Source organism: Anaerotignum sp., from assembly GCF_031981185.1.
GTDB lineage: Bacteria > Bacillota > Clostridia > Lachnospirales > Anaerotignaceae > Chakrabartyella.
In genome coordinates, this window is the sequence record NZ_DALYUL010000005.1 from 144,327 (window position 1) to 156,215 (window position 11,889).

Here is an 11,889-nt window from a genome sequence, read left to right on the forward strand (position 1 = left end):
AAGGCAGCAAAATAGAGGAGGCCTTTCTCTTGTTGAGAAAATTTAAAACACTCATGGTCTTCATTCCATTCAAAAAAACTATGAGCAGGCACGATACATCTATTTTTTTCAAAACAAGACTGAAAAAGTGCTTTTGACAAAGCCGTTTCCTGCCTTGCGTTATAAATCAGCTTGCCTTGATTGGTCTGAAATCCCCAACGACCTAATGACGCTGTGGTTTTTCCCAACTGGGAGGCCTGAAGATAAGGAATATCATCACAGGGACGAACAATTTGAGGGACTTTTGTTTCTGGCGATTTTCTCCGTATCTCTCCCATAATTTTTTGTACAGCCTTACTCTCATCTTCTTGGTTCCATAGAAATAGCCTACACATGCTCCACCCGACGCATTTCACCCGTTTCCGGATTCATCACAAAGCCATAAACCTCAACGCCTTTGTGTATCAAGGGATGAGTCTTGATAATCGCCACTGTTTTTTCCACGGCATGACAAACATCCCCAAAACCAGTTAACCATTCAATGGGGTTTCGATGATTTCTCTCAGCCTCTTCTAGCGCCTCTTGGGTAATTCCCTTTGCCTTCATTTTCTCCACAATTTTTGCACCATCCAAAATGCGACCGCCACAATCATCATGGCCAATCACCAAAACTGTGTCTACACCCAATTCATATATGGCAACAAGCAAGCTGAAAATAACACTTCCGTAAGGATGACTGATTTGGGCGCCTGCATTTTTAATCATTTTTACATCGCCGTTTTTTAGACCAAGGGCAGCAGGCAAAAGCTCTGTCATTCTGGTGTCCATGCAGGATAAAATAGCTATTTTTCGGTCAGGATATTTTGACGTAGCATATTTTGAATATAGCTCGCTCTCAACAAACACCCGATTATATTCTAAAATTTTTCTCATTTGGTCGTTCATTGTTTATCCTCCTGTTTTCTATTCGTCTGTTTCTCATCCCGCTTCATAGCGGCATAAATCATAAAAAACCATAATACAATCAACCCTAATGCAACGGGAATCATATGTTTTAATAAGATGTCCCCTCCCCAAAAGTGTATCCATAAAAAAAGCCCTAATGAGACAATGATAAAATATGCCCCTGATATTATTTGCATTTGTCCCTTCATTTTTTACGCCTCTTTTCTGCTGAAAGCTATCTTTTTTTGCAGAAAGAACCCTAAAATTCTTTCTTTATGTCCTTTACTATTTTGTTTCATAATATAGTTCTTTGTCTTCTCTTGATAAACCCTATCCTTCTTAAATTGAATTTATAATAACATAATAATTAGTATTCAGTAAAGCTAATTGTTTATGGATAGATAACCTTTTAAAACTTCTCTTCAAAGGTACCTTTGAGGTAGATCTAATTAAAGCTTTGTTCATCTTTTATTTAAAAGTCTTATTATAATTCTTCTTTACACCCAATAATACTTAATGAAACATAGATAAGTAAAAAAAGTTAATTTAAATGAAATTATTTCAATCCTATGGTATAGTGATAGTATCTATAATAAGGAGGATATTATAATGCTAAAAATAGCTGTATGTGACGATAATCATTATTTATGTATAGAAATTGAACAAGTTATTCTTGATTATAGTATTCAATGTAACATAAAAATTGATATTGAAGTATTTTATGATGGAAAAGAATTAATAAACTACATTGAAAATCAGCATAGTTTTGATTTAATTTTTCTTGATATCGAATTAAAAACTACGACGGGTATAGAAGTTGGAACAACTCTTAGAAAAAAAATGGATGATTATATTACTAAAATTGTTTTTATATCATCAAAAACAGGATACGAGAGACAGCTTTTTGATGTTCAACCTTTGAATTTTTTGGACAAACCTATTGATAAAGAAAAGATATTAAATTGTATTGATTTGTCATTGAAGTTGCTAGACAAGGAGAAGAAAAAACTTAAGTATAAAGTTGGAAAAGAATACAAGCAAATAGCATTTCAAGATATTTTATATTTCGAAAACAAACTTAGGAAAGTAAAAATTACTACATTAAATGGAACCGACGAATTTTACGGAACTTTAGCAATTGTCAAATCGCAGTTACCAAATATATTTCTCACTACACATAATTCATACATAGTCAACTATAATTATATTAAAAAAATTTCTGGTGATAGTATTTTGATGATAAATGAAATGATTATACCGATTAGCAAAAGGAATCTGAAAGATATACAGCAGTTCCAAATCCAATTTTTAAAAGAGTTTAGAAATATCAATTGAATCACTCTTTATTTTATCAACTCTTATCAATTTAATGTTATGAATACAGTTTGTATGTGATTTGCATAAAAGAACGCTAAGTATTTTTACTCGATAAATCGTATAATGATATTCTGAATAAAAAATGGTATCCTACGGACAACAACATCTGCTAATGTATAATCATTGGATATAGCAAATCATTTATATCAAAATAAATACTTATGTGATTTTTATTTTTATTTATAATAAATATTAAATAGTCAATTATTACATAGAAGCATATCAATTATTACAACTTACCGCACTTATGGACAAAATATGATACCCTTCGTATATCAAAATAAATATAAGAATAGTAAATCTAATAAATTATCAAGCCGTAGTAGCATACAAGATAATTCCTTAATTGACAAACTGAGTGTACTTTCACAATCAAAAGTAGCACGTTCTGCTTCTTCAGGAGGTGCATTAGGTGTTAAAGTTTTTACTCAGGAGAACGGTCATTTTTGTGGGCCAGCTACTGTAAAGCAGACTTTGCATTATATTAATGGATATTCAAGCTCCCAAGATTCAATAGCTAGAGCAATTGGCACAACTGATGATGGTAGCGATTTAGAACCCATGGTGGATTATATAAACGATCATAAAGATTATGGCTCAACTTATGTTATTATCTCTCAACCAAGCAAAAGTAAAATTCTTCGAATGGTTGAGTATGCTGTAGATCATGGAACACCTGTCGTATGCAGACTGAAATTTAAAAAAACCGGAAGCTGGGAGTATAAAACGAATGGACACTTTTTGAACGCAAACGGATATAATTCCTATGGAGATGAAATTTTACTGACCGATCCTTATATTAAAAGAGTTAAACCTTCAGCTGGCGGAAGCTATTGGGTATCTTTAAGTGATTTATACAGGGCAACAAATGACCATTTTGCACAAGAGATGGCATATTAATAATTTTGTTTCATCGGCTATCATAATTTTGGATTTAATATAACAACAGGTAGGGATACCAAAGTTCTTAAATTTCATTTTATGATAGCCTAATTCAATTTGACAAGGAGATTTTATCACTATGAAAAAACTATTGGTACTAATTCTATGCATTTTATGTTTTACTGGTTGCACAGCAAATACACTCTCTACCTCTGCAAAAAGCGATGCAAATAAACCTAATGCTACTGCTCCAATGGGCATAGTGATCAATCAATCCGATCCAGAAAAAATCAATTTGCCAAATGAAGCAGATATACTCTTCTTTGATGATAAACAAATTATCTATTCCATAGAAGAGTGGGATAAAAGCAATAAGTATTTAAATATACAATTCTATAAATATACCATTGCGGAAGACACCTCTGTAAAGCTATTAGATCTTACAGAATATAAATTTATTACAGGTCGAATTTCTATTAATGATGACAATCTGTATATCCCTTGCTTGTTTATTGATAACAAAAACAAGATTTTTGAAATAAATTTATCTACAGGAAATTCAACAATATTTCATGAGTGGGCTGGAAATACATTTATTTGCAATACATATATAGAAAACAACACTTTATTTGTATTCGAAATCATTCCAATGGACGATGCATCAAGTGAAGGTGGCACTAATTACAAAGTCACTGCATTTAGCCTGCAAAATTCTTCTCAAAAAGTAATTATGTCTGGTAAGTATCAAAACGGGACTGGAGATGTAATTTCCTGCATTACCATAAACGATGGTGTCATGTATTTATACACATTGAGATATGATAATTACAAGGAAAGCACTCACATATTAACCTACAATATATCCTCTGAGAAGTTTGCTGAACTACCCCTAATCTCAAGCAAACTATCAAAAATTGGTGATGATCCTGTTATGGATATGTATGCACTTGGAAATAATTTGATTTTCCACACTTTAAATGGACAAATATTAGTAGAACCAATACAAAGCAATAAAGATTTGGTTCCTTTGAAGATTCCAGATGAATTGGGTCCAGACATAAGTAGTCGTTATACAGTATTAGATTCTTTAGCAAATACAGATAATTCTTTATACTTTGCGACTACAAATACTCAAGATAAAACTATTTTCAAATTCGACTATGCAAGACAAGAGTTTGTTCCTATTAAATTTAACTTTAATCAAGATAAACTGAATATTTTAAATCATTATTTTACGAATGAATCGGGGGATATCATTATGAAAAGCATGAATGACTCTAACTCAGAAGTAAATTATTTTTTAATAAAAAAAGAGCTTCTTAAGAAATGAGCCTGAAAATTATATTTCATAAACGAATAGCAAATCGCTTTAATTTCTTTTAGGTAACAAGTTTATGTTTGACGTTTGCACAGATAATCAATTAAAAATAAAATATGGTTGTCAAAGGGAAGGTCTTTAAAGATGTTCCCTTTGTGCAATACTAGCGTAAATGAGGTGTTATATACAATGAAAAATATTATTTTGAAATTCGTCAGCATAATTTTAATTAGCAGTTTATTTTATACTTCTGCCTTTGCTATGAACGATACAGTGGTTGCTAAACCATCAAGGAATACTATAATTTTACAAGAAGATGGTGGACAACGTGAGGCTTCAAACATTTCAATCTTTTCAATTAAAGATAAAAATTATTTTATGCTAAGAGATGTTGGCTATCTTTTGAATTTAGGAGTTAATTGGAATAGTAATGATAAAAAAGCTGAGGTTTTATTATCGGAGCCGTATAGCGAATTACCTCCCAATTTTAATAATCGTATCGAAGGTAAACAGATCATACCAGCCACACAAACAATTTCAGTAGATGGAAAAGATAATACTTTAAACGGGTATAATATTGATGGATATTTATATTTTCCAATTAGCAATATTGCGCAAGCTCTTAACTTTTCATGTAAATGGGATAAAAACACGAAAACAGTTGTAATAAGCAAAGAAAATAAATTGTCGGATGATACAGTACTAAAGGTACCGGAAAATATTGATGATTTAGTAAATTTATATCTTGACGAGAGAATTGAACATAAAACAATTGACACAAATAATGTGACTTATATTACTGGTTCAAAAAATTATGATTCAATAGAGAAATACATCAAAGAAAATATTGATCAAAAGTTTAATATGAAAGACTTTGTGGTTAAGGAATCTTGCCCAATAGAAAACGTTTCAATTGAGTCGGATAATGAATTAACACAGGAATACATAAACCAGTTTGTTGCTCCAATAAATAATTTAGATATACGTTATTATGTGGACGGTTATCCCACACGCTACGGCTACCGCATACATGTATTTAGTGGCTATGCTAAAATAATTAATTATATGGGTAAATGGAATAATGATTTTGATAAGTCAAAAATTCAACCCTTTAAATATACTGACGAAGAGCTGAAGCAGATGGCCATAGATAGCGATGGTTTTCATAATAAATACATAGTTAAACATGTAAGGATATACAAATATTTTGATATGGAAACATTGGAATTTAAAGCAGAAGTTGAAATTGCATATTTAAAAGACGACGGACTAACATTTGTGTTGAGTCATGTATTTTAATAGGAACTATGGCATTTTTGATATTGGTTTATAAATCAAATTTATAAGTGTTCTAATATTTTACTGATAAATAATAGTTGGGGGGTTATATGAATTTTATTAAAGATACTAACAAAAAAATTTTAATTATCTGTATTAGTATAATATCATTATTTGAATTATACTGGGGATTTCAAGTGGGCAAGGAGTATAGAGGAAGCTATTTTGTGTCTATTTTTATTCCATTCTTAATGCAACCCTATTGGTATTATATATTATTGTTTAGAAAGCAGAGACTTTTTTTAAACCTAAGATTTTTGGGGATTGCTCTGATATCATTCATTTTACCTTTATTAATTTATTGTACTATACCAAATTATACGTACAATGACGGTAAACGTCTTATAGAACAGTGTATGAACTTAGATAGAAAAGCTGAATTTATTAAATATTCGTACAGTGAAAAATCATTGTTAGGTTCTAGTCGAGAGTATTATTATGGTATAAAATTAGATAAAGAAAAAAAATATGCTACAGTAAATGCTGTATCCGGAAAAGTAACACAATTATCAGAAAGATATTGGGATGAATAGGTTAATTCGAGTAATGTACGACGTCTGCTTATACTTACAAAAAAACAAGTAATTTCTGCGTTTGGCCATCAAACGTAAAAACCCCTTGAAATCAATGATTTCAGGGGGTGATTCTTTATATTATCGTGAGCAAACCTATAAGCCGGGTTCTGTCGTGGACAGTCATCTATCTTGGTCTGTTGTTGCCAACAGCATCATGCGACATGATTGAAACAGGACGAGCAATCCTCACGTTTCATTTGGTCTTGCTTCAGGTGGGGTTTACAGAGCCTTCCCTGTTGCCAGAGAAGCGGTGGGCTCTTACCCCACCTTTCCATCCTTACCTGTAAAAACAGGCGGTTTATTTCTGTTGCACTATCCTTAGAGTCGCCTCCACCGGTCGTTAACCGGCACCCTGCTCTATGAAGCCCGGACTTTCCTCACCTTTATGGGGCGCGACCATCCAGCTTACTCACGGATATCATTATACGACATCCCGTTTCTATTGTCAAACCTTGAAGCAGCTGCCTCCAACAAATTCCTTAATCAACGAATTATTGGGAATTTCAAGCCCCGGTGCCGCAAGGAAATATCCTAAAAACTTGATGAGTCGTTTCGCAGTAATGTATTCGGGCTTAGAAGTATCTACAGCAAACAATAATGGCTCTGCATATTGTTTTAATACGCTTAACTCGTAAATCGTAGCTGAATTGAAAATTGCATCTGCATTTTCTTGATAAGGAAAAATATTTTCTTCCTCTCCTTTTTTCACCATATTCCAAGATTCAATCGTAGCCGCGGCATCCCTGCCTCTAAACTGATTATCCCGAACCATCCGGCGAATCAAACGACTATCAGAAGTGGAAATCCTGTTATGGTCATCAATATTCAGCTGGGTGATTGCATTGATAAATATTTTAAACTTATTTTCTTTAGGAATTTCCGAGGTCAACATATCATTCAATCCATGAATGCCTTCAATCACTAAAATCTCATCCTGATCCAACTGAATATAATTCCCATTATACTCTCTCATTCCAGTTAAAAAATTAAAGGAAGGCATCTCAACCCGATCGCCCACAATAATATTTTTTAAATCCTCATTCAGTTGCTTTAAATCCAACGCGTAAATGCTCTCAAAGTCTTTATTGCCTTGTTCATCTACAGGAGTAAAATCTCGATTTACAAAATAATCATCCAGAGATATTTTATGAGGGCGAACCCCTAATGCACGAAGCTGAATGCACAATCGATTTGCAAAAGAGGTTTTACCGGAAGAAGAAGGGCCAGCAATTAAAACCATCTTCACCTGATCAATGCGTTGAAAAACCTGATCTGCAATTTGTGCAATTTTCTTTTCATGGAGAGCTTCATTTATTCGGATTAGTTCACCAAATTCACCTCTCACGAGGGTATTGTTCAAATCCGCTACATTAGCAACGCCCATCAACTGGCACCACTTCATTTGCTCCATAAACACAGCACTAATTTTTTCAGGATTTACAAATGGAGGGATGCAATCAGGATTTATGGCGCTGGGCATACAAATCATAAATCCACTTTCATGAAGTATCAGCTCAAATACGTCCAACACCCCTGTGGAAAATGGCATGTATCCATAAAAATAATCATAAAACCCATCCATTTCATAAATGTTCACATTTGATGCTCGGCGAAAACGAAGAAGCTCCACCTTATCCTGCATACACTGCTCTTTCATAATCCCTATGGCCTTATGCTTGCCAAAGGTATGCTTCACAATGGGTAAATCTGCCTTTACATATTCGTCCATCTTCGCTTTCAGACTTTTTAGCAAAGCATTATCAATGGTTAGGTCGTCACTGACAATTTCGCAATACAAATTACCTCTTAAGGAATGCTCAATAATCAAAGCAGCATCTTTTCCATACAAGTCCCAAACGGCTTTCGCCAACAAAAACGATACACCCCTATGATATACTCGCTTTCCCTCTTCATCTGAAATATCATAAAAAGTAATAGGCTCACTTTCATGAATGGCACTGCGCAGTTCCCGAAGGCGGTTACCTTGCTTTGCTACCATAATATTGCCTATGCAGAAATCCTGAAAGCTCTTTGCTAACGCTCCATAAGTAATGCCTTCCTCAACCATCGTGCTTTTACCCATAACATTAATCTGTAACTGCTCCAAATACATCTCCTCCTATACCATCAAATTGTCCAGAATGTCTGCCCATTCACCTTAGAACATACCACCTCAAGTGTCCATCCCTTTTCTTGTGCCATTTGTTGCAATGCCTTTTGTAATACAGGCACAATAATTACCTCGCTGGCATAATGGGTAATATCTCCTACACAAAGTCCCATTTCCAAGGCTTTTTGGGCTTCATGAAATTTCAAATCTCCAGTTAAATACAAATCAGCACCCTGTTTCTTTGCCGCTGCCATAAATTCCACGCCACTACCTGTACAAAGGCCAATTCGCCTTATTTCTTGGTTAGGATTCCCCACAAGACGAAGGTGATCATCTATATTCAGCATTTCCTTTAAGCGCTTTGCAACTTCGGAAAAAGTCATTGGCTTCTCTAACTCTCCAATACGACCAATTCCTTCCTTTTTCCCCTTTTGTTCCACGGGATATATGTCATATGCCACCTCTTCATAAGGGTGTACTGCCTTGATTGCTTGTATAATTCTATCCACTTTATTGAACGGTGCAACGGTTTCCAAGCGCCACTCTGTGGTTTTTTCCAAAATACCCTCTTGGCCGATATAAGGTGTGGTTCCCTCCAATGGCAAAAAGGTGCCTTCTCCTTGGACTTGGAATGTACAATGAGAATAACCTCCAATATGCCCGCCACCAGCGTCGCACATTGCTTTACGCACTGTATCCAAGTGGCCTTTGGGTACATAGACAACAATTTTTCGTAATTCCTCTGTATAGGTTTCTTCCAAAATTTCCACATTGGTAAGACCAATGATCTCCGCTAGAACATCATTGGTGCCACCTTCAGCCACATCCAAATTTGTATGGGCAGAAAGTGCGGCAATTTCATTTTCAATCAGTTTATAAATCCGCCTACCCACGGCATCATTTTTCGTGATATTGTCTATTTTCCGAAAAAGAAGCATGGGATGATGGGTCAGTATCAAATCTGCACCAATTTCTACAGCTTCCTCTATCACAGAATCAATAACATCCAGTGCTACCAAAATCTTCTTCACAGGATGTTCATAGTCCCCAACAGCAAGGCCAGTATTATCCCAATGCTCTGCTAAATGGGGGGGTGCAATGCCCTCCATAAATGCAACAATATCCTTCACTGTTACCAACATGCCAAAGCCTCCCTCACAAGCGCAAGTCCTTCTTTCAACTGAGTCAGGCGTTCCTTGGCACTTTCCGTATCGCTTTTTTGAAGTTTTTCCTCCAACAAAAGATACTTCCCCTCCTCAGCAATTAACAATTCTTTCAGTAATGGGTCTTTTACCAATAATAACCTTTTACCATATAAATAGTCAATCTCCCGATGATATTTTTCTTCTCCATGAATACAGCGCATAATGGTATAATACTTGCCATCTTCCTTTATCATCAATTCTGTTTCAATAATAAGACCAATACTGTGCAAATAGCGGCGTACCTGATCCACATCGTGTTGTGGGGCCAAAATAAGTTCCTTTAAAGAAGAAACCACAGCGGGGCTATCCTCTAATATGCGTATCATCAGCATGCCACCCATCCCGGCGATTATGGCAGTATCAACCTCTCCCGGCTGTAATGTTGTAAGACCACTGCCCAATCGAGTTTCTATAATTTCCTGGGCTTGATGCATAAGAATGTTCTCCCGTGCTTTTTCCAACGGCCCTTTCCGCACATCACAAGCAAACGCCTTTTTCAGCTTTCCTATTTTATGTAGATAGATGGGAACATAACCATGATCCGTTCCTATATCCGCAACAACGGGATAGGATGCCAAAGCCGCAACCGTTTGCAGTCTTTTCGAAATATCCATATTGAATTCCTTTCTATGACAAAGTCTATTCCAATATTTTCAGATTTACTACGTTTTTGCAGTAAAAGCCAAAAATCTGTGTTTTTTTCAACTATAAAACAGTTTCAATAAAAATAATTTATGTTTTCTAGAATTTTAAGAATCAAATCTAATGATAAATATTATATATTTATACCCAGTCTTACATACCTATCAACAAAGGCAAAATACTTTTCTTCCTAAAAAAAGAACGGGCGAAAATAGAAAAATCGCCCGTTTTAACATTTAATTATTCCAAATAGTCCTTTAACTTTTTACTACGGCTGGGATGGCGAAGCTTTCTCAAGGCCTTAGCCTCAATCTGACGAATACGTTCACGGGTAACGTTAAATTCTTTACCAACCTCTTCCAAGGTTCTTGCTCTTCCATCGTCCAGACCAAAACGAAGGCGTAATACCTTCTCTTCCCTGTCTGTCAGGGTATCCAGCACCTCAATCAGCTGTTCCTTCAACAATGTGAAGGCAGCCGCTTCCGCAGGTGCGGGAATATCGTCATCAGGGATAAAATCTCCCAAATGGCTGTCCTCTTCCTCGCCGATAGGAGTTTCTAAGGAAACAGGCTCTTGGGCAATCTTCATGATTTCCCTTACCTTATCTTCGGACATCTGCATTTCCGCTGCCAGCTCTTCTGCCGTTGGTTCACGGCCCAATTCCTGCAAAAGCTGTCTGGAGATACGAATCAATTTATTGATTGTTTCTACCATGTGCACGGGAATACGGATTGTTCTCGCCTGATCTGCAATAGCGCGGGTAATTGCCTGTCTAATCCACCAGGTGGCGTAGGTACTAAATTTATAGCCCTTATGGTAGTCAAATTTCTCAACCGCCTTAATAAGCCCTAAATTGCCTTCCTGAATCAAATCTAAAAACAGCATACCTCTGCCCACATAACGCTTTGCAATGCTGACAACCAGACGCAAATTGGCTTCGGCAAGCTTTTTCTTCGCTTCCTCGTCGCCATCTTCCATGCGCTGTGCCAAATCAACCTCTTCATCTGCGCTTAACAGGGGAACCTTACCGATTTCCTTCAAATACATACGCACAGGGTCATCAATATTGATGCCCTCGGGCAATGTCAGATCCAGATCCTTTTCAATCTCCTCTTCTGTATCCATGTTACCTAAAACATCAATTCCTTGAGATTCCAGATACTCATAAATACGTTCAATTCGGTCGGGGTCAAGGTCCAAATCCGCCAAATGATCCATGATCTCTTTATACTCTAATACACCTTTTTTCTTTTTTCCATGCTGCACCAATTCCTCTAAACGGGTCAACAACGTAGTTTCTTCGACGGATTTCAACGCAATCCTTCCTTTCTCTGCTCTTATAGTCTAACCATCTTAAATGGTAATATACAGGGAATCCAGCATTCTTTTGGCTTCCACCAGCCTTTGTATCTCTTCCACCGTAGCGGCGGCAGCCGTCAATTTGTCGATTTTCGTCCGTTTCAGTAGTTTTACCGCTTCATTCATCGCCTTTTGTAAATCTTCCTTACTTTGGGCGGG

12 protein-coding genes and 1 other RNA gene are annotated in these 11,889 nt (G+C 35.8%); 5 read left to right on the top strand and 8 right to left on the bottom strand.

All coding sequences use genetic code 11. The features are described from left to right. From RTK36_RS04390 to RTK36_RS04400, 3 genes are all read right to left on the bottom strand, one after another. On the bottom strand, nucleotides 1-374 hold a 374-nt coding region (locus RTK36_RS04390; protein WP_312044733.1), incomplete at its 3' end, for an SOS response-associated peptidase family protein. Next, nucleotides 367-924: a beta-class carbonic anhydrase gene (locus tag RTK36_RS04395; RefSeq protein WP_312044735.1), complete on the bottom strand. Its 558-nt coding sequence runs from the start codon at nucleotides 922-924 to the stop codon at nucleotides 367-369. The genes RTK36_RS04395 and RTK36_RS04390, both read right to left, overlap by 8 nt. Then, a complete protein-coding gene (locus tag RTK36_RS04400) occupies nucleotides 921-1,133 on the bottom strand; it encodes a hypothetical protein (protein ID WP_312044737.1) in 213 nt (70 codons plus the stop codon). The genes RTK36_RS04395 and RTK36_RS04400 overlap by 4 nt, the downstream gene beginning before the upstream one ends. Before the next feature lie 400 nt (nucleotides 1,134-1,533). Here RTK36_RS04400 and RTK36_RS04405 point away from each other — a divergent pair, with 400 nt between their 5' ends. The 5 genes from RTK36_RS04405 (at nucleotide 1,534) to RTK36_RS04425 (ending at nucleotide 6,372) form a co-directional block, all read left to right on the top strand. Then, entirely contained in the window at nucleotides 1,534-2,259 is a 726-nt protein-coding gene (locus tag RTK36_RS04405; RefSeq protein WP_312044739.1) for a LytR/AlgR family response regulator transcription factor, read from the top strand. A gap of 300 nt (nucleotides 2,260-2,559) precedes the next feature. Continuing rightward, nucleotides 2,560-3,201: a C39 family peptidase gene (locus tag RTK36_RS04410; protein ID WP_312044741.1), complete on the top strand. Its 642-nt coding sequence runs from the start codon at nucleotides 2,560-2,562 to the stop codon at nucleotides 3,199-3,201. A gap of 121 nt (nucleotides 3,202-3,322) precedes the next feature. Next, nucleotides 3,323-4,513: a hypothetical protein gene (locus RTK36_RS04415; protein ID WP_312044743.1), complete on the top strand. Its 1,191-nt coding sequence runs from the start codon at nucleotides 3,323-3,325 to the stop codon at nucleotides 4,511-4,513. Nucleotides 4,514-4,690: 177 nt separating this feature from the next. Beyond that, nucleotides 4,691-5,800 (top strand): stalk domain-containing protein, encoded by a 1,110-nt coding sequence (locus RTK36_RS04420; RefSeq protein ID WP_312044745.1) that lies wholly within the window; start codon nucleotides 4,691-4,693, stop codon nucleotides 5,798-5,800. Between the two features lie 89 nt (nucleotides 5,801-5,889). Beyond that, a complete protein-coding gene (locus RTK36_RS04425) occupies nucleotides 5,890-6,372 on the top strand; it encodes a hypothetical protein (RefSeq protein ID WP_312044747.1) in 483 nt (160 codons plus the stop codon). Nucleotides 6,373-6,494: 122 nt separating this feature from the next. On the opposite strand, the gene rnpB is transcribed toward RTK36_RS04425, so the two are convergent. From rnpB to rpoD, 5 genes are all read right to left on the bottom strand, one after another. Beyond that, an RNA gene (gene rnpB / locus RTK36_RS04430) (RNase P RNA component class A) lies at nucleotides 6,495-6,826 on the bottom strand. Between the two features lie 33 nt (nucleotides 6,827-6,859). Next, nucleotides 6,860-8,521: a nucleoside kinase gene (locus RTK36_RS04435; RefSeq protein WP_312044750.1), complete on the bottom strand. Its 1,662-nt coding sequence runs from the start codon at nucleotides 8,519-8,521 to the stop codon at nucleotides 6,860-6,862. Between the two features lie 20 nt (nucleotides 8,522-8,541). Continuing rightward, the gene (locus RTK36_RS04440; protein ID WP_312044752.1) at nucleotides 8,542-9,666 is read right to left on the bottom strand and encodes a Nif3-like dinuclear metal center hexameric protein; all 1,125 of its coding nucleotides are present in this window, start codon (nucleotides 9,664-9,666) and stop codon (nucleotides 8,542-8,544) included. Next, the gene (locus tag RTK36_RS04445) at nucleotides 9,657-10,343 is read right to left on the bottom strand and encodes a tRNA (adenine(22)-N(1))-methyltransferase (protein WP_312044754.1); all 687 of its coding nucleotides are present in this window, start codon (nucleotides 10,341-10,343) and stop codon (nucleotides 9,657-9,659) included. Before RTK36_RS04445 ends, RTK36_RS04440 begins: the two co-directional genes overlap by 10 nt. A 268-nt stretch (nucleotides 10,344-10,611) precedes the next feature. Next, the gene (rpoD, locus tag RTK36_RS04450) at nucleotides 10,612-11,685 is read right to left on the bottom strand and encodes an RNA polymerase sigma factor RpoD (protein WP_312044756.1); all 1,074 of its coding nucleotides are present in this window, start codon (nucleotides 11,683-11,685) and stop codon (nucleotides 10,612-10,614) included. Nucleotides 11,686-11,889 lie beyond the last annotated feature (204 nt).

Coding starts and splice junctions, on each gene's coding strand:
- RTK36_RS04395 (WP_312044735.1), bottom strand. CDS start 924: ATGAACGACCAAATGAGAAAAATTTTAGAATATAATCGGGTGTTTGTT.
- RTK36_RS04400 (WP_312044737.1), bottom strand. CDS start 1,133: ATGAAGGGACAAATGCAAATAATATCAGGGGCATATTTTATCATTGTC.
- RTK36_RS04405 (WP_312044739.1), top strand. CDS start 1,534: ATGCTAAAAATAGCTGTATGTGACGATAATCATTATTTATGTATAGAA.
- RTK36_RS04410 (WP_312044741.1), top strand. CDS start 2,560: ATGATACCCTTCGTATATCAAAATAAATATAAGAATAGTAAATCTAAT.
- RTK36_RS04415 (WP_312044743.1), top strand. CDS start 3,323: ATGAAAAAACTATTGGTACTAATTCTATGCATTTTATGTTTTACTGGT.
- RTK36_RS04420 (WP_312044745.1), top strand. CDS start 4,691: ATGAAAAATATTATTTTGAAATTCGTCAGCATAATTTTAATTAGCAGT.
- RTK36_RS04425 (WP_312044747.1), top strand. CDS start 5,890: ATGAATTTTATTAAAGATACTAACAAAAAAATTTTAATTATCTGTATT.
- RTK36_RS04440 (WP_312044752.1), bottom strand. CDS start 9,666: ATGTTGGTAACAGTGAAGGATATTGTTGCATTTATGGAGGGCATTGCA.
- RTK36_RS04445 (WP_312044754.1), bottom strand. CDS start 10,343: ATGGATATTTCGAAAAGACTGCAAACGGTTGCGGCTTTGGCATCCTAT.